The organism is Pseudomonas sp. P4_C1 (assembly GCF_056402155.1).
In genome coordinates, this window is the sequence record NZ_JBFUHY010000004.1 from 180,229 (window position 1) to 203,058 (window position 22,830).

Genomic DNA, 22,830 nt, shown 5'->3' on the forward strand with positions numbered 1-22,830 from the left:
CGATGCGCTTCAACGTTTCCGAATGGGCGCTGCGTAATCGCCAGATCGTACTGTTCCTGATGCTGTTACTGGCCATTGTCGGCGCACTTTCCTACACCAAGCTCGGCCAGAGTGAGGACCCGCCGTTCACCTTCAAGGCCATGGTGATTCGCACCAACTGGCCGGGAGCGACCGCCGAGGAAGTCTCGCGCCAGGTCACCGAACGTATCGAAAAGAAACTGATGGAAACCGGCGAGTATGAGCGCATCGTGTCGTTCTCCCGCCCCGGTGAATCCCAGGTGACCTTCATCGCCCGCGACTCCATGCACTCGGTGGAGATCCCGGAGCTCTGGTATCAGGTGCGCAAGAAAGTCAGCGACATCCGTCATACCCTGCCGCCGGGGATTCAGGGGCCGTTTTTCAACGATGAGTTCGGCACCACTTTCGGCAATATCTACGCCCTGACCGGTGACGGTTTCGACTACGCCGTGCTCAAGGATTACGCCGACCGCATCCAGATCCAGCTGCAACGGGTCAAGGATGTGGGCAAGGTCGAACTGCTGGGCTTGCAGGACGAGAAAATCTGGATCGAACTCTCCAACGTCAAACTCGCCACCCTCGGCTTGCCGCTGGCGGCTGTCCAGCAAGCCCTTGAAGAACAGAACGCGGTGTCCACGGCAGGTTTCTTCGAGACCAGCAGCGAGCGATTGCAGCTACGGGTAACGGGGAATTTTCAGACGGTCGACGAGATCAAGAGCTTTCCGATCCGCGTCGGTGATCGCACCTTCCGCATCTCCGACGTGGCCGACGTGCGCCGTGGTTTCAACGATCCACCGGCGCCGCGCATGCGCTTCATGGCGCAAGACGCCATCGGCCTGGCGGTGGCGATGAAGGACGGCGGTGACATTCTGGTGCTGGGCAAGGCGCTGGAAGTCGAGTTCGCCCGCATCCAGAAAAACCTCCCGACCGGTATGGAACTGCGCAAAGTCTCCGACCAACCGGCTGCGGTGAAAACCGGTGTTGGCGAGTTCGTGCAAGTGCTGGTCGAGGCGCTGGCCATTGTGTTGCTGGTGAGCTTCTTCTCCCTGGGCGTACGCACCGGCATGGTGGTGGCCCTGGCGATTCCGCTGGTGCTGGCGATGACTTTTGCCTGCATGTATTACCTCGGCATCGGCCTGCACAAGATTTCTCTCGGCGCTTTGGTACTGGCCCTGGGTTTGCTGGTGGACGACGCGATCATCGCCGTGGAAATGATGGCGATCAAAATGGAGCAGGGCTTCGACCGGGTCAAAGCGGCGAGTTATGCCTGGACCAGCACCGCGTTCCCGATGCTCACCGGTACGCTGATCACCGCGGCCGGCTTCCTGCCGATCGCCACGGCGCAATCGGGCACGGGCGAATACACCCGATCGATCTTCGAGGTGGTCACCATCGCGCTGTTGGCGTCGTGGGTGGCCGCGGTGGTCTTCGTGCCGTATCTGGGGGAAAAACTCCTGCCAGACCTGGCGAAAATCCATGCAGCCAAGCATGGCGCCGGCCAACCCGATCCGTATGGCACACCGTTCTATCAGCGCGTCCGGCGTCTGGTGGAGTGGTGCGTGCGCTGGCGTAAAACCGTGATCACGGCGACCGTGGTGTTGTTCATCGCCTCCATCGTATTGTTCAAGTTTGTGCCGCAGCAGTTCTTCCCGGCATCGGGTCGCCTGGAGTTGATGATCGACCTGAAACTGGCCGAAGGCGCTTCGCTGAGCAACACCGCCGACGAGGTCAAACGCCTCGAAGCGCTGCTCAAGGACAATACCGGGATCGACAATTACGTGGCCTACGTCGGCACCGGTTCGCCACGTTTCTACCTGCCGCTGGATCAGCAACTGCCGGCGGCGAGCTTCGCCCAGTTTGTTGTCCTGGCGAAAACCATTGAAGAGCGGGAAACCCTGCGCACCTGGTTGATCTCAACCCTCAACGAGCAATTCCCGGCCCTGCGCTCGCGGGTCACGCGTCTGGAAAACGGTCCGCCAGTTGGCTATCCGGTACAGTTCCGCGTGACCGGGGAGCACATCGAGGAGGTGCGGGCGCTGGCACGTAAAGTCGCGGCCAAGGTTCGCGAGAACCCGCATGTGGTCAACGTCCACCTGGACTGGGAAGAACCGAGCAAGGTGGTGTACCTGAACATCGATCAGGACCGTGCGCGGGCGCTGGGCGTGAGCACGGCGAACCTGTCGAGGTTCCTGCAAAGCTCCCTGACCGGTTCCAGTGTCAGCCAGTACCGCGAAGACAACGAGTTGATCGAGATCCTGTTGCGCGGCACCTTGCATGAGCGCACCGAGTTGTCATTGCTGCCGAGCCTGGCGGTACCGACCGATAACGGTCGCAGCGTCGCGCTGTCGCAGATCGCGACCCTGGAGTACGGCTTCGAAGAGGGCGTCATCTGGCACCGCAATCGCCTGCCCAATGTGACGGTACGCGCCGACATCTATGACAAGGAGCAACCGGCGACGCTGGTGCAGCAAATCATGCCGACCCTCGATCCGATTCGCGCTGAATTGCCGGACGGCTACTTGCTGGATGTCGGCGGCACGGTGGAAGACTCCGCGCGCGGACAAAATTCGGTGAAGGCCGGGGTGCCGTTGTTCATCGTGGTGGTGTTGACCTTGCTGATGCTGCAACTGCGAAGTTTTTCGCGTACGGCGATGGTGTTTCTGACGGCGCCGCTGGGGTTGATCGGGGTGACGCTGTTTCTGTTGGTGTTCCGCCAGCCGTTCGGTTTCGTGGCCATGCTGGGGACCATCGCGTTGTCCGGGATGATCATGCGTAACTCGGTGATTCTGGTGGACCAGATCGAGCAGGATATTGCTGCGGGGCTTAAGCCTTGGCAGGCGATTATCGAGGCTACGGTGCGGCGGTTTCGGCCGATTGTGTTGACGGCACTTGCCGCCGTTTTGGCGATGATTCCGTTGTCGCGCAGTGTGTTTTTCGGGCCGATGGCGGTGGCGATCATGGGGGGGTTGATTGTGGCGACGGCGTTGACGCTGCTGTTTTTGCCTGCCCTTTATGCTGCCTGGTTTCGGGTTCGCAAAGAGTCGGTTTGAGGGTTTGAGCATGGCGGCCTGCCAGCCGATCTGTCTCTCTCGGATGTACTCGGTCAAATTGTGGGAGCTGGCTTGCCTGCGATGGCGGCCTGCCAGCCGACCAATCCCTCACAGATGTACCCGATCCAATTGTAGGAGCGAGCCTGCTCGCGATGACGGCTTATCAGTCAAAAGTGTTTATCGCCTGATCAAACATTCAGACCATTCCCACAAGACTTTCAGGTTGCCCGTCGGAAGCACGGTCTTTAGCCTTTGACCGTCGCTGCCAATTCAGCGACCGGGACTGCAAGCCCGCCAATAGTTTGTTAGGCGCCCATAAGCGCACCTATAATCGTGGCGCTTTTTAGCGACCACCGATTTATGGTGGCTGTGTGCGGGAGATCTTCGGGTCTGCCGAGGTTGCCTAACGACTCGGTCTTGCAGACCTGCACACAGCTGCCACCCATCATCTGCAAGTGATGCTGGCTGCTCCAATTTTCGTTAGGAGTTTCACAATGGTCAAACACAGTCCCAACCCCCCGGCTTCAGAGCCCGAAGAACATATCGGCACTTCAAGTCGCCCCTGTCCAATTTTCACTATCCGCCCAGGCATTAATTCCGAAACCCTGCTGGTCCACGCCTACGAAACCCTCGCCTCAGCCAACGTGATGGCGACCGAGTTGTCATCCAACCTGATTGGCCCGACGTGCAATCTGGTGCTCGGTATTCAGCAGATGATTGTACTTGCACAGCTATCGGTGAGCGAGGTGCTGGATCACCTTGACCCGCAGCAATAGAGAACGAAAAAGCCCGCTGACCTTCACAAGGTTCAGCGGGCTTTTCTGGTGTTGTCGCCAGCTAAAAATTACAAGGTTCCAAACACCTTCTTCGCCAAACTGGTCGCCGCAGCCGCCGGGTTCTGGCGGATGGTTTCTTCCTGTTTGCCAATCATCTCGAACAAGCCATTCAACGCTTGCTCGGTGACGTAGTTTTCGACGTTGGCATTCTTCGCATCCACTACACCCATTGTCGCCGCTTGTCCGGCGAAGGAATTGTACTGCTGGGCCAGGCCAACCTTGTCGGTGGCTTGCTTGACGATGGGCAGGAACTTGGCGCGAATCTGTTCGCGACTGGTCTTGTTCAGGTATTGGGTAGCCGAGTCGTTGCCACCGCTGAGGATACCCTTGGCATCTTCCACGGTCATTTTCTTCACGGCATCGACGAGGATGGGCTGGGCCTGGGTGACGGCGGTTTCGGCCGCTTTGTTCATGCTGGCTTCCAGCTCATCGACCTGATCACCCATGCCGAACTGTTTCATTTTGCTGGCGACTTTGCCCAGCTTGCCCGGCAGTTCGATTTTCACGTCGGGGTTGTTGCTGAAGCCCCCCGGGGTGCCGAGTTGTTTGACGGCCAGTTGCGCGCCTTGGGTCAGTGCGTCCTTGAGCCCGCCGGTGGCGTCTTTTTGCGACAGGTCGGTGAGGGACAGCGCCATCGCGCTGGCGCAGAACATTAAACCTGCGCACAGGCCGGCAAAACGGAGGGTAGGGCGGAGCATGGCAACTTCCTTTTTCAAAAAAACACTCAGCGGGCCGCGTCGACACGGACCTTCACGGGTTTGGGATCGGAGCCGTCCAGGCGCACGGCGTGATTTTCGGTGGTGATGAACAGCAGTTTGCCGTCGACTTCAATGCGTGCATTCACCGAGTAACGGTGATTGGACTCTACCGTCAGCGGGTCGTAGCTGAGATGGAAGGGCAGCGGCACCTGGCCTTTGACCGGGCCGCGTTGCTCGTCGATGACCTTTGCCGGGGCGTCGGCCAGTGAGATGTCTTGCAGGCTGACGCTGAGGACCGCGTTCGGTGGCAGTGCGCTGCGTTGCAGGTAGAAGACTTCACCATCGAGGGATGCCTTGGGCGCCGGTGTCGGATGCTGGCAGGCAGTCAACAGCAAGGCGGCTGCGATCAGGGGCAGTTTTTTCATTGAAAGATCTCCGTATCGAGGGCACCAGAACTGACTGGCGCCCTGATCAATCTAGACGGTTTCGACCGGTGGTGCGGGTTGATCCGCCGCATCTTCACTGCGATGCAACGCCACCTGACGGATCGACAAACGAATCTCCGCCGGCAACACCCGCTTGGCCGCGCCTTCGGCCAGTTCACCGAGCAGTTCGTGGTAGCTCAGCTTGCCCGCTTCATCGCGCTTGAGCACATCGAGGTCGAGCATGGTCTGGATGAAGTGGCGAAACAGGCTCTTGTCGAAGAATTCCGGGGCGTTCAGGCCATGCAGGATCGACAGGCGCTGGGCCATGACCGTGCACAGGTCCTCCAGTTCTTCGGCGCTGATGCTGTTCTGGCCGCTGTTGAGCAGCAGGGACACGGTCATGTAGAAGCGCTGCAACGTCTGGGCGATGCTTTTCGACAGTAAGGTCAGCAGCACGAAATGCCGCGAGCTTGGAGCCGGACGCAGGAACACGTTGTTCTCGAAACGCAGCAGGCCTTGTTCGACGAAGGCTTCCAGCCATTGATCGATCACCGCATCCAGTTCGTCCAGCGACCAGCGAATGAACAGTTCCGCTTGCAGGTAGGGATACAACGCGCGGGTATAGCGCAGGATCTGTTCGCGGCTCATGCGCGAGGCGCTCTGGAAGAAGCTCGCCAGCAGCGCCGGCAGGGCGAAGATGTGCAGCACGTTGTTGCGGTAGTAGGTCATCAGGACGGCGTTCTGCTCGTCCAGATACAGGATCTTGCCCAGCGCATCGCTCTGCTCCGAGAGCAGGTCCATGTCCTTCACATGCTCGATCAGCGCCCGGCCATCGCCTTCCGGCAAGGTGGTGTGCGGCGAATACGGGACCTTGCGCAGCAGCGCCAGGTACAGGTCCAGCACCCGCGCCATGGCCCGATCATCCAGCGCCAGTCGGGTGGTCGACAGCAGCGCCAGTGCCACCAGGTTGACCGGGTTGATCGCTGCCGCTTCGTTCAGATGCCGGGCGACTTTCTCGCCGAGACGATTGGTGGTTTCGTTGAGCCAGGCGGGTCTGAACTGCGGGCCGAGTTCCTGTTGGCGCCAGTCCGGCTGTTCGCCGTCGAGGAATTCCGCCAGCTTGATCGGCTCGCCGAAGTTCACCGCCACCTGGCCGAAGCACTGCTTGAGTGCGCCGATGACTTTGAAAATATCGAAGATCGATTCTTTTTTCTTGGCCGCACCGCGCAACTCGCCGAGGTAGGTCCGGCCTTCCAGCACGCGCTCGTAGCCGATGTAGACCGGCACGAAGACGATGGGCATGCGCGACGAACGCAGGAAGCTGCGCAGGGTGATCGCCAGCATCCCGGTCTTCGGTTGCAGCATGCGCCCGGTGCGCGAACGGCCGCCCTCGACGAAGTACTCCACCGGGAAGCCCTTGGTGAACAGGGTGTGCAGGTATTCGTTGAACACCGAGGTGTACAGCGGGTTGCCCTTGAAGGTGCGGCGCATGAAAAACGCACCGCCGCGACGCAGCAGGCCGCCAATCACCGGCATGTTCAGGTTGATGCCGGCGGCAATGTGCGGCGGGGTCAGGCCGTTGCGGAACAGCAGGTATGACAGCAGCAGGTAGTCGATGTGGCTGCGGTGGCACGGCACGTAGATCACTTCGTGACCCTGGGCGACCTTCTGCACGCCCTCGATGTGGTTGACCTTGATACCGTCGTAGATCTTGTTCCAGAACCAGCTCAGCACCACTTCCATAAAACGGATCGCAGTGTAGGTGTAGTCCGAGGCGATTTCGTTGCCGTAGCGTAGCGCTTGAGCTTTGGCCTTCTCCGGTGAAATGTTCTCGCGTTCGGTTTCGTCGAGGATCGCTTGTTTGACCTGTGGCTCGTTGAGCAGGCCTTTGACCAGATTACGGCGGTGGGAAATGTCCGGGCCGATCACCGCCGCCTTCAGGTTGCGGAAGTGCACCCGCAGGATCCGCTGAGCCATGCGCACGGTGCGCTCGTGGCCCTTGTTGTGCTCGATCAGTTCGCGCAGGTGGATCGGCGCGGAGAACTGCACGCGGGTCTTGCGTCCCAGCACGATGACGCTCAGCAATCGGCGCAAGCGCCCGGTGACCGCCCAGCTATCGGCGAACAGGAGTTTCCATGGGCTGTTTTCGCTGTCTGGCGACTGGCCCCAGAACACGCTGACCGGGATGATCTGCGCATCTTCGGCGGCGTTCTGGCTCAGGGCGCTGACCAGGCGGGTCAGGGTCGGCGGCGCGCCGCGCTTGTCCTGGCGGCCGAGCCAGTCCGGTTCCGGTGTCAGGTAGAAGAACGCGGCAGGCTCCAGCAGGTTATCCACCGACACCGGCAGCACCGGACGTGGCAGGCCAGCCTTGCTGCACTCGGTGTCGACCACGGCGAGGTCGGTCAGCGAAGGGTTTTGCAGGACGTAGAACACCGGACGACTGCGGTCGAGGTTGAGGGTGAGCGACGACTGGTTGATCGTCTCCGAGCGAACCCAGAGGTACAACAGTCGGCGCAGGGTGCCAAACACAAGACGGCGGAACGGGGAGCGGGTCATACGGCTTCTGCGTGAGTGAATAAAACCAAGCGTTTGCTCGGGAGGGCGATAGTGTGCCGGATTCGCTTAAAATCGGCAAAAAAGCGGCGAAGTAAACTCCTGTTGAGAGTTTTAACGTCTGTCATATACTCGGCGCTCTGTCGCCGTTGCCCTCATGGGACCGGTATGCGCAGGCTGACGTTCCCGAGGCTTTCCTGCGAAAAGCCCGATCAATAATAAAAAGGGAGTATGAACAAATGGCAACACGCGAAACCGGCAATGTGAAGTGGTTCAACGACGCCAAGGGCTACGGCTTCATTCAGCGCGAGGACGGGGTGGACGTGTTCGTGCACTACCGCGCGATTCGCGGCGAAGGGCACCGTTCGCTGACCGAAGGCCAGCAGGTTGAATACGCGGTGGTGGAAGGGCAGAAGGGGTTGCAGGCTGAGGATGTTGTAGGTCTGTAACCAAAATCTTCAGAACACCCAAAAACACTGTGGGAGCGAGCTTGCTCGCGATGAGGTCCTTTCAGCCAACGTAGATGTTGAATGTAAGTCCGCTATCGCGAGCAAGCTCGCTCCCACAGGTTTGGTGTGTAGGCTATTACGCGGTTTTCCAGGTGATTTCTTCTTCACCATCGGCGCTGATGCGAATCCAGCGATCCGCCGTCTCCTCACCTTCCTCCTCGACCCAGGTGCCCGGCGCGCAACGCACTTCGACGTTCAGCGCGGCAAACGCGGCGCGGGCGCAGGCGATGTCGTCGTCCCATGGGGTCTGGTCACTTTCCAGATACAGGCTGTTCCATTTACCGACGGCTTTTGGCAACCAGGTCACCGGCACGTTGCCAGCCTTGCACTTGTAGGTCTGGCCCTTCTGGACCCAATCCGTGCACGGGCCCAATGCCGCACCGAGCCAAGCGGAAATGGCTTTGTGGTCGACGTCGGCGTCTTTCAGGTAAATCTCGATATCGGGTTGGCGCATGGATGTCCTCACTGCGGGTCTGAAAAATCCATTCGCGGATTTAGCCGGTCTCGGGCACTCGCCCGGAACCAAAAGTTATTGAAGAACGAAATAATCGTAGCGCATTGATACGGTGGTCTCGAACGGCTCGGCCTGTTCGATAACCGCTGTCCGGCGCTCGGCACTGGCACGCCAGCCGTGGGGCGTCATCGCTAGCAGGTTGGCACGGTCCTGCGGCTTGTCCAGCGTCAGCTTGAACGTCAGCGTCTCGCTGTGCGCCAATGCCATGCCTTCCGGCACCAGGTCCAGATGCTTGTCGTCAATGTACTCGCGGACTTCGTCATACAGCCGTTCACGCAGTTCCATCAGGTGGCCGCTGGTTGGCCCGACTTTCATCAGGCCGCCGCCAACACTGAGCAGGCGCTTGGCTTCTTCCCAATCCAGCGGGCTGAAGACACTGGCCAGGAACTGGCAACTGCCGGAAGCCAACGGCACCCGCGCCATGCTGGCGATCAACCAGGTGAGCTTCGGGTTGCGTTTGCAGGCGCGTTTGACCGCTTCGCGGGAGATGTCCAAGGCATAACCTTCGGCATCTGGCAAAGCCTCGGCGATTTGCGCGGTGTAGTAACCCTCGCCACAACCGATGTCCAGCCAGTGCTGCGGTGCATAACTGGCAGCCAGCTCCGCCAGACGCTTGGCCACCGGGGCGTAGTGCCCGGCGTTCAAAAAGTCGCGGCGGGCTTCGACCATCGCCTGGTTATCCCCAGGGTCGCGACTGTTCTTGTGTTGCACCGGTAGCAAGTTCAAATAACCCTGGCGCGCACGGTCGAAACGATGCCCGGCTGGGCAGGCCACGCCGTTTTCCACCGCGTTCAGCGGTTCACTGCAGATCGGACACGCCAGCATCAGGCGAGCAACTTGATCAGGGTCTGGTAGTAGATTTCGGTAAGCACGTCGAGATCGGCGGCCAGCACGCGCTCGTTGACCTGGTGGATGGTCGCGTTGACCGGGCCCAGCTCAACCACTTGGGTGCCCATGGTTGCGATGAAGCGCCCGTCTGAGGTGCCACCGCTGGTGGACGCCTTGGTTTCGCGACCGGTGATGTCCTTGATGCTCGCCGATACCGCGTCGAGCAGCGCGCCCGGTTCGGTGAGGAATGGCAGGCCGGACAGCGCCCAGTCGATGTGCCAGTCCAGGCCATGCTTGTCGAGGATGTCGGCGACGCGCTTTTGCAGGCCTTCGACGGTGGACTCGGTGGAGAAACGGAAGTTGAACACCGCCACCAGATCACCCGGGATCACGTTGGTCGCACCGGTGCCGGAGTTGACGTTGGAAATCTGGAAACTGGTCGGCGGGAAGAAATCGTTACCGTGGTCCCAGTGCTCGGCGGCAAGTTCCGCCAGGGCCGGGGCGGCGAGGTGGATCGGGTTCTTCGCCAGGTGCGGGTAAGCCACGTGGCCTTGTACACCGCGCACGGTCAGCTTGGCGCCGAGGGAGCCGCGACGGCCGTTCTTGACCACGTCACCCACCAGGGTGGTGCTCGACGGTTCGCCGACGATGCACCAGTCCAGACGCTCCTTGCGCGCGGCCAGGCGTTCAACCACGGCCTTGGTGCCGTGGTGCGCCGGGCCTTCTTCGTCGCTGGTGATCAGAAACGCGACTTTGCCCTTGTGATTCGGGTAGTCGGCGACAAAACGCTCGGACGCGACGGTCATGGCGGCGAGGCTGCCTTTCATGTCGGCGGCGCCACGGCCGCAGAGCATGCCGTGTTCGTCGATCAGCGCGTTGAACGGCTCGATCTGCCAGGCCGACACCGGACCGGTCGGGACCACGTCGGTGTGGCCGGCGAAGCACAGCACCGGACCGTCGTCCTGGCCGTGGGTGGCCCAGAAGTTATCCACATCTTCGATGCGCATCGGTTCCAGGGTGAAACCGGCATCGCCCAGGCGCTGCATCATCTGCTTCTGGCAATCGGCGTCGATCGGCGTCACGGACGGACGGCGGATCAGGTCGATGGCGAGTTGGAGGGTCGGCGAAAGGTCGGCGTGGGCCGTCATGGAAAACTCCGGAAGATCTTAATGTGGGAGCGAGCTTGCTCGCGATAGCGCAATCACAGCCAACATAAAGGTTGAATGTGACGGCCTCATCGCGAGCAAGCTCGCTCCCACAGGTATGGGGTAGGCCATCAAGGGCCAAGCCCCGCAAAATGGCGCTTATCTTAAAGCAAAACGGCGACCATTGGCCGCCGTTTAGTGCATCTGCGCAGATTTAGACGACAGGTGCCGTTTCAGGTTCGGCGGTCGGTTTCGGCAGCGACGACAGGAATGCCATGATCAACGCCGCCAGGTACGGCAGCGACTGCACCAGCAGCATGGTCACCCAGAAGCGCATATCGTTGCTCGGCATGCCGTTCACCAGGAAGATCCCCAAGGCAGCACCCCACAGCAGCAGCATGATGAACATCTCTTCCCGGGCTTCCGAAATCGCCACCCAGAAGCCGTGGTTATCGGCGTTTTTCGGCGTACGGAAGAACGGAATGCTGCTGGTGAAGAAACCGTACAGCACCGCTTTGGCGATGGTGTGGGACAACGCCAGGCCGGCCAGCGCCGCGCAGAAGGCATCCTTCAAGTTGACCCCGACCGCTCGGCGGTAGAGGAAGATGATCTTGGCGACCTTGAACACGAACAGCGCCAATGGCGGGATTGCGAAGATCAGCAGCGGCGGATCGACCCGTTGCGGCACGATGATCATTGCCGCCGACCACAACAGCGCGCCGACGGTGAAGAAGATGTTCATGCCGTCCGCCACCCACGGCAACCAGCCCGCGAGGAAGTGATAACGCTGGCCACGGGTCAGCTCGGTGTCCTTGCCGCGCAGCAGGCTGGCGGTGTGACGCTTGATGATCTGTATCGCTCCGTAAGCCCAGCGGAAACGCTGTTTCTTGAAGTCGATGAAGGTATCGGGCATCAGGCCTTTACCGTAGCTGGTGTGGTAATACGCCGCCGACAGGCCTTTTTCGAACACGCGCAGGCCCAGTTCGGCGTCTTCACAGATGCACCAGTCGGCCCAGCCCAGTTCTTCGAGCACCGAGCGACGGGTCATGGTCATGGTGCCGTGCTGGATGATCGCGTCACGGTCGTTGCGGGTGACCATGCCGATGTGGAAGAAACCTTTGTATTCCGCGTAGCAGAGCTTCTTGAAGGTGCTTTCGTTCTGGTCGCGGTAATCCTGCGGCGACTGCACCACGGCGATTTTCGGATCGGCGAAGTGCGGCACCATGTGCTTGAGCCAGTTGCGGTCGACGCAGTAGTCCGAGTCGATCACGGCAATGACTTCGGCATCCTTGGCGGTGTGCGGGATCAGGTAGTTCAGCGCGCCGCCCTTGAAGCCGGCCAGCGGTGCCACGTGGAAGAATTTGAAGCGCGGGCCGAGGGTTGTGCAGTAGTCACGCACCGGTTCCCAGACCGCCGGGTCCTTGGTGTTGTTGTCGATGATCAGGACTTCGAAGTCCGGATAGTCGAGGTTGGCCAGGGCGTTGAGGGTCTGTTTGACCATCTCCGGCGGCTCGTTGTAGCAGGGCACGTGAATCGACACTTTCGGGCGGTAGCTGGAATCGCCTTCCACCGGCAGGAACTCGCGCCGGCGCTTGTGCACCCACACCGCTTCGGCCAGTTCATGGGCTTCGGTCAGCAGTACGATAAACACCCCGAGCGCGCCGAGGGCGAGCAAGAAGCCCACTGTCAGGCTGAACCAGGTGCTGTATTGCTGGCTGTAGTCGTAACCGATCCACACCAGCACCGAACCACACAGGAACGCAATGAAGGTCAGGAAGGTACGGCCACGCTGGCGCAGGGCCGAGCCGTCGATCATCAGCAGGGTCAGCGACAACAGTGCCAATACCACCGAACCAATGGCCAACACGCGCCATTGCGGAATCGCCACCACCGGGCCTTCGAAGTTGAACTTCTGCTGGCGCGCGGCGTTGAACACGCCCCAGTAGGCGCCGACGGAACCTTCGTCGCTGGCTTTCCACGGCTGGTCAAACGCTTCGATCACGAAGTAGTTGAAGCCCTGACGGTTGAGTTTGTTGACCAGGGTTCGCAGGTAGATCGCCTGGTCCGCCGGGGAGGCATCGGCGCCACCGCGCATGCGGCCGTTGCTCGGCCAGCCCACTTCGGACAGCAGCAGCGGCTTTTTCGGGAACATCTTCTTCAGGTCGCGGGCGCGGTCGAGGACGAACTGCCCGGCCTTGTCCATCGGGATGAATTCCCAGTAAGGCAGGATGTGCGCGGCAATCAGGTCGACGTGTTTGGCCAGTTCCGGGTGTTCCTCCCACACGTGCCACTGCTCGGACGTGGTTACCGGCACCTTCACGGCGGCACGCACGCGATCGAGCATGACGCCGAGTTCCTGGGCGGTGATTTCCTTGCGGAAAATCGCTTCGTTGCCGACTACCACACGAACCACGCTGCGCGAGGCGTTGGCGATTTCGATGGCGCGGGTAATTTCCCGTTCGTTGCGCTCCTGGTCCGGGCTGATCCAGATCCCCAGGGTCACCCGCAAGCCGAACTCTTCCGCCAGTTTCGGGATGTTTTGCAGGGTGCCATCGACCGAGTAGATGCGGATGTTGTCCGTCAGCTTGCTCATGATCTCCAGGTCGCGACGCATTTGATCGTCGGTCGGGTACTGGTCTTTCTGCGGGAATTGGCCCTGCTGGAATGGCGAGTAGGAGAAGCCGGAGATCTGTTCTGGCCAGTTGGGGGCGGTGACCGGGCGGTTGATCAGCGCCCAGAAGCCGGTAAACAAGGCTGCGATGGCGAGCACCACGACCAGGTTGAGTCCAAATTTACGCGATGACATAGCTATTTCGGGTTCCAAAGACTGTGGAACGAAGGAACGGTTGGCGGTCGCCAAGGGGCGCGCATCCTACACCGGGCATTCTCTGGTCGTACAGCGGACAGGGAATTGCCGGACATTGGGCAATCCAAGTCGGTTTAAGTTCTTTCGTTAGAGCCTGTAGGGCAAATCTTTGTTCGATGTGGTTTTCATGGATGTTGCCAGTTCATAGCGCAATGATGATCTTGGGCGCCGACAGCCCTATAATGCGCGCCGGTTTTTGGGGTAATGGTCATGAGTACAGAAGATCCGCGGTTTGCCGGCATCGCCCGTTTGTATGGCATCGAAGGCCTTGAGCGCCTGCGCGCGGCCCATGTGGCGATCGTCGGCGTCGGCGGCGTCGGTTCCTGGGCGGCGGAAGCCATGGCCCGTTGTGGTGTCGGCGAGATATCGCTGTTCGACCTGGACGACGTCTGCGTCAGCAACGCCAACCGCCAGCTGCATGCGCTGGACAGCACGGTGGGCAAGCCCAAGGTCGAGGTGATGGCCGAGCGTCTGCGCGGGATCAACCCGGACTGCACGGTGCACGCGGTGCCTGACTTCGTTACCCGCGACACCATGGCCGAGTACATCACGCCGAACATCGACTGCGTGATCGACTGCATCGACAGCGTCAACGCCAAGGCTGCGCTGATCGCCTGGTGCAAGCGCCGCAAGATCCAGATCATCACCACCGGCGGCGCGGGCGGACAGATTGACCCGACGTTGATCCAGGTCTGCGACCTGAATCGCACGTTCAACGATCCGTTGGCGTCGAAAGTGCGCTCCACACTGCGCCGCGACTACGGCTTCTCACGTACCGTGACCCGCCATTACAGCGTGCCGTGCGTGTTTTCCACCGAACAACTGCGTTACCCGAAACCGGATGGCAGTATTTGCCTGCAGAAAAGTTTTGTCGGTGATGGGGTGAAGCTCGACTGTGCCGGTGGGTTTGGCGCAGTGATGATGGTGACGGCGACATTCGGCATGGTCGCGGCGACCAAGGCTGTGGACAAGATCGTGGCGGGTGTGCGGCGGCCGGCGGATCGGGTCAAGCCTGAAGCCTGATCTGTAAGGCTGATGGCCTCTTCGTCGGAACGCCGCCCGGAGCAAGCCCGCTCCCACAGGAGTGAGTGTCGGATGCAAAATCCGGATTCACCGCCAATCCCTGTGGGAGCGGGCTTGCCCGCGATGGACTGCGCAGCAGTCCTTTACTGTGCCAACTCCCGCATCCGCTGAAGCACCGCATTCAAACCATTACTGCGCGACTCGGACAACTRCCGCCCCAACCCCAACTGATTGAACCAGTCCGGCAAATCCACCTGCTGCAACTCGGCCGCCGATAATCCATTGACCCGCGCCAGCAGCAACGCCACCAACCCGCGAATCAAACGCGCGTCGCTGTTGGCGCTGAACAGCCAATGATCATCGCGCAATTCGCCCACCAGCCACACCTGGCTTTCACAGCCGTGCACCCGGTTGGCATCGCACATCTGCGCATCACTCAAGGCCGGCAGACGCTCGCCCCATTGCATCAGCAGGCGTGCGCGTTGTTCCCAGCCGGCCGTTTTCTGAAAGGTCTCGAGTGCCGTTACGGCATCGGCGGGCAGGTTCATCGCAATAGCTCCAGCGCCTGATCCAGGGCTTCAAAGAACCGCTCCAGGTCTTCGGAATCGTTGTACAGCGCCAACGACACCCGAATCGCCCCGGCCAGTTCAAAGCGTTTAAGCAGCGGCATGGCGCAGTGATGGCCGGCCCGCACCGCTATCCCTTGTTCGGTCAGCAAATGCGCGAGATCGGAGTTATGCACACCGTCGACGGTGAAACTGGCCAGCGCCACTTGCGGTTTGCCTAACAGGCGAATGCCATTGCGCGCCTCCAGGCCCTTGAGCAGACAGGCATGCAGCGCTGCTTCATGGGCGGACAGGGCGTTCTGATCGAGCCCGGCGAGGTAATCCAGGGTCGCTCCCAGGCCGATCACACCGGCAATCGGCGGCGTCCCGGCCTCGAAACCCAGCGGTGCCGGGCGAAAGCGTGCGTCGTGATAATTGGCATCCAGCACCATTTCGCCGCCGAACTGCCAGGGACGCAGTTGTTGCAGCGCTGTATTGCGCCCGAACAGCACGCCCAGGCCATCGGGGCCGTAGAGTTTATGGCTGGAGAACACATAAAAATCGCAGCCCAGCGCTTGCACGTCGTGGCGGCCATGGACCACGCCCTGGGCGCCGTCGATCACCGTCATGGCGTTGTGCGCCTTGGCCAGTGCCAGTAATTCAGGCAGCGGCTGCCACGCGCCAATCACATTGGACAATTGGCTGACCGCCAACAGACGTGTGCGCGAGCCTATCAAACCGGTCGCGGCTTCAAGGTCGATCACACCGTCGGCATCCAGCGGCAGGATCACCAGTTTCAGCTCGCGACGGTGCGCCAGTTGCTGCCACGGCAGCAGGTTGGCGTGATGCTCCAGGGCGCTGATGACAATCTCGTCGCCCGGATTGAAAAGATGTTCCAGGCCGTAGGCCAGGAGATTCAGCGCGGACGTCGCGCCGTGGGTAAAGATGATCTGCCCGCAATCGCCAGTATTGAGCCATTGCGCGATTTTGCGGCGGCTGTCCTCGAACGCCTGGGTGGCGTGGGCGCCGGGCAAATGCTGCGCCCGATGCACGTTGGCCGCGCCGTTGGCGTAGTAATGCGCCAGGGCATCCAGCAGGGCTTGAGGTTTTTGCGTGGTGGCGGCGTTGTCCAGATAGGTCTGGCCTTGCCGTTGCAGGGCGGCGATGGCCGGAAAATCGGCGCGCCAGGGAGAGAGGATCATCATGCTATCGGGCCCTGGAGGGTTTACGCCTGACCCCTGTAGGCGCGAGCTTGCTCGCGATGGACGTGAACGATAACGCGCATTGTCTGAATAACCGCGTTGCCCTTACGTTTTTCGCGAGCAGGCTCGCTCCTACAGGTGGATGTGCGGCACTTAGTTATGAGCGTGCAGCGCTTCGTTCAGTTCGATGGCCGATTTGTGGGTTTTGCATTCCACGGCACCGGTTTCCGAATTGCGACGGAACAGCAGGTCCGGCTGGCCAGCCAGTTCACGGGCCTTGACCACTTTGACCAGTTGATTGTTTTCGTCCAGCAGTGCGACCTTGGTGCCGGCAGTCACGTACAGGCCCGACTCGACGGTGTTGCGGTCGCCCAACGGAATGCCGATACCGGCGTTGGCGCCGATCAGGCAGCCTTCGCCGACCTTGATCACGATGTTGCCGCCGCCCGACAGGGTGCCCATGGTCGAGCAACCGCCGCCCAGGTCCGAACCCTTGCCGACGAATACGCCAGCGGATACGCGGCCTTCGATCATGCCCGGGCCTTCGGTGCCGGCGTTGAAGTTGATGAAGCCTTCGTGCATCACGGTGGTGCCTTCGCCCACGTAAGCGCCCAGGCGCAGACGCGCAGCGTCAGCGATACGCACGCCGGCCGGAACCACGTAGTCGGTCATTTTCGGGAACTTGTCCACCGAGAACACTTCCAGCAGCTCGCCGCGCAGGCGGGCTTCGAGTTGCAGTTCGGCCAGTTCGCTCAGGTCGACCGCGCCCTGGCTGGTCCAGGCCACGTTTGGCAGCAACGGGAAGATCCCGGCCAGGTTAAGGCCGTGTGGCTTGACCAGGCGATGGCTCAGCAGGTGCAGCTTGAGGTAGGCCTCAGGGGTGGACGACAGTTGGGCGTCTTCAGCCAGCAAGGTGGCAACCAGCGGCTTGTGGCTCTCGGCCAGGCGGGTCAGCAGGGCAGCCTGGGCAGCGTCGACGCTTTTCAGCGCTTCAGCCAATTGCGAGGCCTGGGCGGTGCTGAACGCGATGGCCTGATTGCCTTCGGTGTAGCCCAGGATCGGTGCGATAGCGGCGAGGACTTCAGCCGATGGCTTGAGTACCGGGGCGGCGTAGAACACTTCCAGCCATGCGCCTTGACGGTTTTGAGTGCCGACGCCGAAGGCCAGGCTGAACAGGGTAGTGGACATGTGTTTACCTCTAACAAAATTGAACGGGCTGCTTACTTGAGCGCGGCCGCGTAGATATCTGGCTTGAAGCCAATCAGGGTTCGGTCACCGAGATCGAGCACCGGGCGCTTGATCATCGAGGGTTGTGCGAGCATCAGTTCGATGGCTTTCGTCTGGTCGAGATCGGCTTTGCGTTCGTCGTCGAGCTTGCGAAAGGTCGTGCCTGCACGGTTCAACACCACTTCCCAGCCGTGCTCGCTGCACCATTGGGTCAGGTGTTCACGGTCGATACCGACCGCCTTGTAATCATGAAAGTCATAGCTGACAGCGTGTTCATCGAGCCAGGTGCGCGCCTTTTTCATGGTGTCGCAGGCTTTGATGCCGAAAAGCTCTAAGTGCTTGATTTCATTGGGCATAAATTCTTCCCCAAAACTTCCCCAATATCGCCCAAAAATTCAGCCATCGATTATGCCACGTCGATCCACTCAGCGCCTCGACTGTCGCGGTACAGGTCGGTCATTGTGGCTGAGCGGTGACCGAGCAGTTTCTGGGCGTCCCGGCCTTCAGCCTCATGGAGGCGTGCTGCCAGCGAGCGCTGTTCATGAAAGGATGGTGGCTGCCGCCCGAAAGTTATCCCCAGCTTAACGCCTGCCTTGTCGCGAGCTTCCGCAAACGCAGAGCTCAAGGTGTCCAGCACCACTGGCTGGCCAGCCTTAGCCCGGCCCGGTGCCTGGGCATGATGCACCAGGTGTTGTGACAGAACGCGATCGCGGCACTGCTTGACCACTTGGTTCAAGTCCAGACCGACAGACTCCAGGCGAATCTCGGTACTGATTCGAAGACGGGCGCCGGTCTTTGACTGCACAACGTGCAGGAAACCGTCGTGAACGTCCTTGAACAGCATCGATGCAATGTCGTCGCGGCGCTGGCCGGTTAGTACCGCCAGTTCCATTGCACGGCGCAGCCACGGCTTCTCGGCTTCTTCGTATATTGCCTTCCACAGATCCAGTGTCAGCCGCTCGCGCTTGATATTCACTCGAGCTGCCTTCGTCACTTCGACCGGGTTGGCGCCGACCCATCCCCTGGCCATGGCCTCGGCGAACACGTCTCGCAAAAGCGAGCGCATCGCTCGGGCCATCTGCGCCTTTCCTTCTTTGGCCATGCCTGTCAGGTAATCGGCCACATCCATCGTTGTGATGTCCTTGATTCCCTTCGAACCGAATACCGCATCAAGGCGGTTGATCCGCATGCCCACGTTTTTGTTGCTGCTGGCGGACAGCTTGCGCTCGGCAAACAGCTCACGGTATTCCACCAGCCAATCCGAGAACAGCTTGCCCGGCGATGGCGCCGGGGTGCTGATGCGTTCCGTTAGGGTTGGCTTGAGTGCTTCGGCATGGTTGGCGGCGACGGCCTCGCGAATGGCCGCCTCCTTGTCCTTGCCCAGACCGAACACGCGACCACTGATCGGGTCGCGGTAGGTGTAATAGGTGACGCCATTGCGGGCGTCAGTCTTGCGGTAGAGATTGGGCGGAAGATCCTTTGACCCGGTATTACGCGGCCTGGGCGCCATTGCGTGCTCTCTCTATTCTGTTGATCAGGCTGCCGCCGACGATCCGGACGGGCTGCTGGTCAGGTTCTTGGTAGTGGGCGTCAGACTCTACATAGTAGTTGCGCCCGTGCTTGACCGGTACCGGAGCGATACGGCCTTCTCGCGCCCATTTGCGCAGGGTGTTGGGACTTGGCGGCGTCTTGAACTCGGCCGCCGCCCATTCATCCAGGGTGACTTTTGCCATGATGATGCTCCGCGCCGCGTGGCGGCAGAAGGTGGTAATGGGGTTATGCGGCTTTTCGCAGAGCCTGAGCTGACTTCCGGCGCCGCGCCATGAGCGACTGCACGCGGTACGTGTGGAATCGGCGGCCATCCTGCGACCTGATCTCTGGAGCAAGGTCTGCCAGGTCCTCATCGAGTCGCCCGAAGTAATAGAGATGTTCGCCATCACCCATCCATTCAGGCTGAGCAATGGCCCAGGTACGAGCTTCGACGCAGGGCATGCAGGTTTTGAATGAGCCCATGCAACCATCCCAACTACCCGACACAAGTTGGTATTGCCGGCCGGACTCAATGACGCCATAACACTCGCCGCATTGATGTTGCTTGCGCGCGGTGGGCGTGGATTCCGTTTGAAAATCGGACATAACGATTCCTCGCCCGCCGCTCACCGGCAGGCTGGTAGGTGGAAGATGGGATTAGGGTTTCTTGCGGGTAGGCGGCGCTGGCGGGAAGCCGAAGTGATGCCTCCGTTTGCCGGTGTAGCCGCACTCGCTGCATCCGGTGGACGGACCACAGCCACAGCCACCTTCGCAACCACAGCCGCACCCGGAGCAATCCAGGGTGCACCAGCTTTCCTGCTCAACTTCCCCTTCGAGGCTGATGGAATAGTTGACACGGCGGTCAARCCGGAAGCCGGTGATCTTCTCGGCCTCTTCGTAGGTGGCGGGCACCGAGCGAAAGCCGTATTTGGCTGAGGAGTCATCAACGAACCGGCGGACAGCTCTCATCGCCGCGGCCCCTTGTAAATGAGCCAGAGCATGTAGAACGGGGCGAAGATCATGGCGTCACCTCGCGTCGGGCCCACCAGCAGACTGGCCCGTCATCGGCATCGTGAATTGCAAGGCAGAACCAGCCCTCACCATCGGGGCGATCCGGCTCCCAGTAGCTGCAATCAGGGTCGTTGGATTCGAAGTAGCGGTTGGCAATCGCTTCGTCTGCATATTCAAGGCTAACCATTGCCACGGCTAGGCCCTGTTCAGCGATCCAGGCCTTGCACTTGTCGCCGTCACCCTCTTCGAAATCCGGCATGTCGGGGTGTTGGAACATTCCGTTTTCATCCCGCCTGACCGGCCAGGAATTTATCAGGCCGACACGATCCAGACGCTCTATCTCTGCCAGAAGCAGCGCGGCAGCCTTGACCATGTCACGGCGTCGATCGGCACTTGGCTTAAACGTCCCGCTGCCCCAGGACCATGCCGTGCTCAGGCTGCGCGGCCTCCCGGCAAGACTTGCGTAAGTCGCACCAGCCTCGGCGAGCTCGCCCTTCACATAGAGGTCATCACGATGCAGCGAATATCCTTCGGCTGATACTTGGCGCTGGCGCTCGGCGATGACATCCCGCGCCGCACTATTGAGGCTGATTGCAATTTCTTCAGGCATGACTTCGTCCTTGCCGCTATAACGGCTGACTTTGAAGGGGGAGGGAGTAATTTTGAGGGTGGAGTACAGATGTACTCCTGTCAGAATTTGGCAAACTCGGTCAGCGTTTCACCCTGGTCCTGCAACTCTCGCGGGTCAGGCTTCGCCCAGAAGGCAATGACCTTGCGGCCGTCGCCCTTGTAGCTCGAAAGCCATGGGCCTTCCATACGCTCATACGAAATGCTGAGCGGGCATGAACGGACCTGTTTGCCATCCTTGAAGTCTGGAATGCGGAGCATTGCGTGGGTTTCGAGTTCCGGGTCCAGGGTCTGGAGTTGCCGAATCAATTGGTGCACCGTCTTCGGTGCACCCCAACTCACCGGCTCGCCCTGGTGCTGGGTCAACTCATCAATCCGCTGATCCGCTGCGTTCAGGCGCAGCTGCAGGGCGTCACGCTCGGCTTCCAACCGATTGACGTGGGCGCGGTCCACCAGCTCAGTTCCCACGGGAAGCCGGTCAATTCCCGGCCGATGCTCAACAACTGTTTCCTTGAAGTGCTCGCCTTCCTCATTGATCACGGCGACCACTTCAGGAAGCCTGCCAGTGACACCGTTTACACGCCGCTCGATCATGTGCCAGGCCGGCTCGTATTCGGGCCAGTCGCTTTCGATGACCAAAAACTGGCGTTGCGGGACACGTACGTGATGTTCGTTCAGGCGCTCAAGCGCTGACATGAACTGTTCCCGCACATCGTCACGCCAGAAGTTGTCGACGTCGCTGCGCTTGATGACGATGTAACGGTCCTCTCTCTTGAACTCGCTCATCCTGCTCTCTCCATCGATACCAGATCATGGGCATTCACAACCGTCATACCGAGGCGTTCAGCGATCAGCACTTCGAGGCGGGCGCCCTTTGAATGCTCCCAGCCAGGGAGCGTGGCCACCGTGTCGCAGTACATCAGGGCGGCGATGTCGCGGCGCATGCAGTCGTTCCAGGAACCGCCGTCAGGGTTGAGCTCGGCGGGGTTGGTGACGGTGTGGCCGTCGGCGCGAAGGTTGGCGGTCATTGCGGCGAAGGCGGGGAAGTTAAGGGCGGGAAGGCCAGTCATCGGCCCGCTGAGGTAGATGCGCTTCATGCTGCCTCCGCAACTGGCTGGCGAAATACCGGGAGGGCACCTGCCTGCTCGCGCACAGCGCGCATGCCTTCCTCGTCGTAACCCCAGATGTTGCTGTCGTTGAACCGTTCAGGCCCCAGATAGCCTGGGTGCAGCTGCTTGCCGGTGCAGATGTAATCCCGGAATGCTTTAACCACATCCTTCAGCGTGCCGCCATGGGTGAAGCCGCGCCACCGGCCACCCCACACCGTTTCATGGGTGAATACACGCTTGTCGCTGTAGTCGTCGATGAACCAGACCTTGCCGCGGGCGTCGACTTCCATGCTGGCGTAGCGATTCACCGTCTGGCTGTAGAAGAACCGGCGGCCGTGGTCGGCGATGATGCGGATCGCCTGGTTGACCTCATCGCAACGCTTACGCTTCATCCACATGCTGTTTTCCGAATAGCGGCAGCCGCGATACTCCGGTTTCGGCTCGTAATCGGTGGGGCGGATCAGGCAGGCCAGCAGTTGCGCCCAGGTGTCGGCGTTGTTCGGCAGGCAAATCCCGAACTCCTTGGTGTCGTACTCGACTTCACAGGAAAGCCGTTCCACTAGGTCAGTAGGCACCGCGACGTTTGAGCAGCCGCTGTTGTAGTAGCCAAGGTGTTCGAGCACTCGAGGCTCTTCGTAGTGGCCGGCGCTGCGCAGCATCCAGCAATAGCCGCTGTCATCTGACCGCCAGAGGGTGATTGCTTTGTGGCGGCGGTGCGTATGCTTCAGGCTGAGCACGATGAACGTGCCTGCCGGTTTGTTTTCTGTGGGCATGGGGCGTCCTATGCCGGGTCATGCCCGGTGGGAGGTGGAGGGTGGGCTCAGATTTTCTCGAATTCACGAGCGTGCGCAGGGAAGGTCAGTCGCTGCTGAATGCCAAGCATCAGCGTGCTTGCCTTGGTGCCTTTGCGGAACAGCGAGGCCGGCGGCAGCTTCACGTCGCAGGGCAGTGCCTGTTCGCCACTGGCCAGCGACTCTTCAACGTGCCGCGCCATCTCTGACCAGACGTGCAGCTCGAGTCTAACCTCTGCGCGCACGGCCTCGATGATCCACATTGGGAGGGTGACCAGTCGCTCGTCGCGGGAGGCCGTTGGATGTTCTATGAGCATGGCTGA

Annotated in this window: 24 protein-coding genes; 4 read left to right on the plus strand and 20 right to left on the minus strand. The window is 60.7% G+C overall.

Annotated elements, in window-relative coordinates:
- The first annotated feature begins 2 nt into the window (after nucleotides 1–2).
- Both AC1DU9_RS04315 and AC1DU9_RS04320 read left to right on the plus strand, forming a co-directional pair.
- The gene (locus tag AC1DU9_RS04315) at nucleotides 3–3,068 is read left to right on the plus strand and encodes an efflux RND transporter permease subunit (protein ID WP_223458343.1); all 3,066 of its coding nucleotides are present in this window, start codon (nucleotides 3–5) and stop codon (nucleotides 3,066–3,068) included.
- A gap of 494 nt (nucleotides 3,069–3,562) precedes the next feature.
- Entirely contained in the window at nucleotides 3,563–3,844 is a 282-nt protein-coding gene (locus AC1DU9_RS04320; RefSeq protein ID WP_223458345.1) for a DUF6124 family protein, read from the plus strand.
- Between the two features lie 68 nt (nucleotides 3,845–3,912).
- On the opposite strand, the gene AC1DU9_RS04325 is transcribed toward AC1DU9_RS04320, so the two are convergent.
- From AC1DU9_RS04325 to plsB, 3 genes are read right to left on the minus strand one after another with little or no spacing between them, the layout of a single operon-like run.
- Entirely contained in the window at nucleotides 3,913–4,602 is a 690-nt protein-coding gene (locus AC1DU9_RS04325) for a DUF4197 domain-containing protein (RefSeq protein WP_223458348.1), read from the minus strand.
- Between the two features lie 26 nt (nucleotides 4,603–4,628).
- Complete coding sequence (locus AC1DU9_RS04330; protein WP_223458350.1) at nucleotides 4,629–5,027, minus strand: YbaY family lipoprotein; 399 nt, start codon at nucleotides 5,025–5,027, stop codon at nucleotides 4,629–4,631.
- Nucleotides 5,028–5,078: 51 nt separating this feature from the next.
- The gene (plsB, locus tag AC1DU9_RS04335) at nucleotides 5,079–7,583 is read right to left on the minus strand and encodes a glycerol-3-phosphate 1-O-acyltransferase PlsB (protein WP_477809763.1); all 2,505 of its coding nucleotides are present in this window, start codon (nucleotides 7,581–7,583) and stop codon (nucleotides 5,079–5,081) included.
- Between the two features lie 236 nt (nucleotides 7,584–7,819).
- On the opposite strand from plsB, the gene AC1DU9_RS04340 reads away from it, so the two are divergent.
- Nucleotides 7,820–8,029, plus strand: a complete 210-nt coding sequence (locus AC1DU9_RS04340; protein ID WP_007954750.1) for a cold shock domain-containing protein — start codon at nucleotides 7,820–7,822, stop codon at nucleotides 8,027–8,029.
- A 136-nt stretch (nucleotides 8,030–8,165) separates the two neighbouring features.
- On the opposite strand, the gene AC1DU9_RS04345 is transcribed toward AC1DU9_RS04340, so the two are convergent.
- From AC1DU9_RS04345 to AC1DU9_RS04360, 4 genes are all read right to left on the minus strand, one after another.
- Nucleotides 8,166–8,543: a hypothetical protein gene (locus AC1DU9_RS04345; protein ID WP_046041100.1), complete on the minus strand. Its 378-nt coding sequence runs from the start codon at nucleotides 8,541–8,543 to the stop codon at nucleotides 8,166–8,168.
- Nucleotides 8,544–8,618: 75 nt separating this feature from the next.
- Entirely contained in the window at nucleotides 8,619–9,428 is an 810-nt protein-coding gene (locus tag AC1DU9_RS04350) for a putative RNA methyltransferase (protein ID WP_223458354.1), read from the minus strand.
- Entirely contained in the window at nucleotides 9,428–10,579 is a 1,152-nt protein-coding gene (gene dapE / locus AC1DU9_RS04355; RefSeq protein ID WP_223458356.1) for a succinyl-diaminopimelate desuccinylase, read from the minus strand. The genes AC1DU9_RS04350 and dapE overlap by 1 nt, the downstream gene beginning before the upstream one ends.
- Nucleotides 10,580–10,790: 211 nt before the next feature.
- On the minus strand, nucleotides 10,791–13,382 hold the full coding sequence (locus tag AC1DU9_RS04360) for a glycosyltransferase (RefSeq protein WP_223458358.1): 2,592 nt from the start codon (nucleotides 13,380–13,382) through the stop codon (nucleotides 10,791–10,793).
- Nucleotides 13,383–13,646: 264 nt separating this feature from the next.
- On the opposite strand from AC1DU9_RS04360, the gene tcdA reads away from it, so the two are divergent.
- Entirely contained in the window at nucleotides 13,647–14,465 is an 819-nt protein-coding gene (gene tcdA / locus AC1DU9_RS04365; protein ID WP_008019563.1) for a tRNA cyclic N6-threonylcarbamoyladenosine(37) synthase TcdA, read from the plus strand.
- 143 nt (nucleotides 14,466–14,608) lie between these two features.
- On the opposite strand, the gene AC1DU9_RS04370 is transcribed toward tcdA, so the two are convergent.
- The 13 genes from AC1DU9_RS04370 to AC1DU9_RS04430 form a co-directional block, all read right to left on the minus strand.
- The gene (locus AC1DU9_RS04370) at nucleotides 14,609–15,013 is read right to left on the minus strand and encodes a SufE family protein (RefSeq protein ID WP_477809764.1); all 405 of its coding nucleotides are present in this window, start codon (nucleotides 15,011–15,013) and stop codon (nucleotides 14,609–14,611) included.
- Nucleotides 15,010–16,215, minus strand: a complete 1,206-nt coding sequence (locus AC1DU9_RS04375; protein WP_223458361.1) for an aminotransferase class V-fold PLP-dependent enzyme — start codon at nucleotides 16,213–16,215, stop codon at nucleotides 15,010–15,012. Before AC1DU9_RS04375 ends, AC1DU9_RS04370 begins: the two co-directional genes overlap by 4 nt.
- Before the next feature lie 150 nt (nucleotides 16,216–16,365).
- Complete coding sequence (gene dapD / locus AC1DU9_RS04380) at nucleotides 16,366–17,400, minus strand: 2,3,4,5-tetrahydropyridine-2,6-dicarboxylate N-succinyltransferase (protein WP_223458364.1); 1,035 nt, start codon at nucleotides 17,398–17,400, stop codon at nucleotides 16,366–16,368.
- 32 nt (nucleotides 17,401–17,432) lie between these two features.
- Nucleotides 17,433–17,795 carry an ArsC family reductase gene (locus AC1DU9_RS04385; protein ID WP_477809765.1) on the minus strand — a complete coding sequence of 121 codons (363 nt, stop codon included), beginning with the start codon at nucleotides 17,793–17,795 and terminating at the stop codon, nucleotides 17,433–17,435.
- A 50-nt stretch (nucleotides 17,796–17,845) separates the two neighbouring features.
- Complete coding sequence (locus AC1DU9_RS04390) at nucleotides 17,846–18,949, minus strand: phage integrase Arm DNA-binding domain-containing protein (protein WP_477809766.1); 1,104 nt, start codon at nucleotides 18,947–18,949, stop codon at nucleotides 17,846–17,848.
- The gene (locus AC1DU9_RS04395) at nucleotides 18,930–19,172 is read right to left on the minus strand and encodes an excisionase (protein WP_477809767.1); all 243 of its coding nucleotides are present in this window, start codon (nucleotides 19,170–19,172) and stop codon (nucleotides 18,930–18,932) included. The genes AC1DU9_RS04390 and AC1DU9_RS04395 overlap by 20 nt, the downstream gene beginning before the upstream one ends.
- A 43-nt stretch (nucleotides 19,173–19,215) precedes the next feature.
- Nucleotides 19,216–19,575 carry a hypothetical protein gene (locus AC1DU9_RS04400; RefSeq protein WP_477809768.1) on the minus strand — a complete coding sequence of 120 codons (360 nt, stop codon included), beginning with the start codon at nucleotides 19,573–19,575 and terminating at the stop codon, nucleotides 19,216–19,218.
- Between the two features lie 51 nt (nucleotides 19,576–19,626).
- Complete coding sequence (locus AC1DU9_RS04405; protein WP_477809769.1) at nucleotides 19,627–19,938, minus strand: hypothetical protein; 312 nt, start codon at nucleotides 19,936–19,938, stop codon at nucleotides 19,627–19,629.
- A gap of 49 nt (nucleotides 19,939–19,987) precedes the next feature.
- A complete protein-coding gene (locus tag AC1DU9_RS04410) occupies nucleotides 19,988–20,257 on the minus strand; it encodes a hypothetical protein (protein ID WP_477809866.1) in 270 nt (89 codons plus the stop codon).
- A 413-nt stretch (nucleotides 20,258–20,670) separates the two neighbouring features.
- A complete protein-coding gene (locus AC1DU9_RS04415) occupies nucleotides 20,671–21,393 on the minus strand; it encodes a hypothetical protein (RefSeq protein ID WP_477809770.1) in 723 nt (240 codons plus the stop codon).
- Nucleotides 21,390–21,704, minus strand: coding sequence for a DUF4406 domain-containing protein (locus AC1DU9_RS04420; protein ID WP_477809771.1), 315 nt, complete (start codon nucleotides 21,702–21,704; stop codon nucleotides 21,390–21,392). The genes AC1DU9_RS04415 and AC1DU9_RS04420 overlap by 4 nt, the downstream gene beginning before the upstream one ends.
- Complete coding sequence (locus AC1DU9_RS04425; protein ID WP_477809772.1) at nucleotides 21,701–22,489, minus strand: hypothetical protein; 789 nt, start codon at nucleotides 22,487–22,489, stop codon at nucleotides 21,701–21,703. Before AC1DU9_RS04425 ends, AC1DU9_RS04420 begins: the two co-directional genes overlap by 4 nt.
- A gap of 47 nt (nucleotides 22,490–22,536) precedes the next feature.
- Nucleotides 22,537–22,824, minus strand: a complete 288-nt coding sequence (locus AC1DU9_RS04430; RefSeq protein ID WP_477809773.1) for a hypothetical protein — start codon at nucleotides 22,822–22,824, stop codon at nucleotides 22,537–22,539.
- Between the last annotated feature and the right edge of the window lie 6 nt (nucleotides 22,825–22,830).

Excerpts from the sequence above, each read along its gene's own strand:
- AC1DU9_RS04430 (WP_477809773.1), bottom strand. The coding sequence starts at position 22,824 with ATGCTCATAGAACATCCAACGGCCTCCCGCGACGAGCGACTGGTCACC.
- AC1DU9_RS04345 (WP_046041100.1), bottom strand. The coding sequence starts at position 8,543 with ATGCGCCAACCCGATATCGAGATTTACCTGAAAGACGCCGACGTCGAC.
- AC1DU9_RS04360 (WP_223458358.1), bottom strand. The coding sequence starts at position 13,382 with ATGTCATCGCGTAAATTTGGACTCAACCTGGTCGTGGTGCTCGCCATC.
- AC1DU9_RS04350 (WP_223458354.1), bottom strand. The coding sequence starts at position 9,428 with ATGCTGGCGTGTCCGATCTGCAGTGAACCGCTGAACGCGGTGGAAAAC.
- AC1DU9_RS04400 (WP_477809768.1), bottom strand. The coding sequence starts at position 19,575 with ATGTCCGATTTTCAAACGGAATCCACGCCCACCGCGCGCAAGCAACAT.
- AC1DU9_RS04315 (WP_223458343.1), top strand. The coding sequence starts at position 3 with ATGCGCTTCAACGTTTCCGAATGGGCGCTGCGTAATCGCCAGATCGTA.
- AC1DU9_RS04375 (WP_223458361.1), bottom strand. The coding sequence starts at position 16,215 with ATGATGATCCTCTCTCCCTGGCGCGCCGATTTTCCGGCCATCGCCGCC.
- dapE (WP_223458356.1), bottom strand. The coding sequence starts at position 10,579 with ATGACGGCCCACGCCGACCTTTCGCCGACCCTCCAACTCGCCATCGAC.
- AC1DU9_RS04340 (WP_007954750.1), top strand. The coding sequence starts at position 7,820 with ATGGCAACACGCGAAACCGGCAATGTGAAGTGGTTCAACGACGCCAAG.
- AC1DU9_RS04420 (WP_477809771.1), bottom strand. The coding sequence starts at position 21,704 with ATGAAGCGCATCTACCTCAGCGGGCCGATGACTGGCCTTCCCGCCCTT.
- AC1DU9_RS04395 (WP_477809767.1), bottom strand. The coding sequence starts at position 19,172 with ATGGCAAAAGTCACCCTGGATGAATGGGCGGCGGCCGAGTTCAAGACG.
- AC1DU9_RS04425 (WP_477809772.1), bottom strand. The coding sequence starts at position 22,489 with ATGCCCACAGAAAACAAACCGGCAGGCACGTTCATCGTGCTCAGCCTG.
- dapD (WP_223458364.1), bottom strand. The coding sequence starts at position 17,400 with ATGTCCACTACCCTGTTCAGCCTGGCCTTCGGCGTCGGCACTCAAAAC.
- AC1DU9_RS04320 (WP_223458345.1), top strand. The coding sequence starts at position 3,563 with ATGGTCAAACACAGTCCCAACCCCCCGGCTTCAGAGCCCGAAGAACAT.
- tcdA (WP_008019563.1), top strand. The coding sequence starts at position 13,647 with ATGGTCATGAGTACAGAAGATCCGCGGTTTGCCGGCATCGCCCGTTTG.
- AC1DU9_RS04410 (WP_477809866.1), bottom strand. The coding sequence starts at position 20,257 with ATGTTCCAACACCCCGACATGCCGGATTTCGAAGAGGGTGACGGCGAC.
- AC1DU9_RS04325 (WP_223458348.1), bottom strand. The coding sequence starts at position 4,602 with ATGCTCCGCCCTACCCTCCGTTTTGCCGGCCTGTGCGCAGGTTTAATG.
- AC1DU9_RS04385 (WP_477809765.1), bottom strand. The coding sequence starts at position 17,795 with ATGCCCAATGAAATCAAGCACTTAGAGCTTTTCGGCATCAAAGCCTGC.
- AC1DU9_RS04330 (WP_223458350.1), bottom strand. The coding sequence starts at position 5,027 with ATGAAAAAACTGCCCCTGATCGCAGCCGCCTTGCTGTTGACTGCCTGC.
- AC1DU9_RS04390 (WP_477809766.1), bottom strand. The coding sequence starts at position 18,949 with ATGGCGCCCAGGCCGCGTAATACCGGGTCAAAGGATCTTCCGCCCAAT.
- AC1DU9_RS04415 (WP_477809770.1), bottom strand. The coding sequence starts at position 21,393 with ATGAGCGAGTTCAAGAGAGAGGACCGTTACATCGTCATCAAGCGCAGC.
- plsB (WP_477809763.1), bottom strand. The coding sequence starts at position 7,583 with ATGACCCGCTCCCCGTTCCGCCGTCTTGTGTTTGGCACCCTGCGCCGA.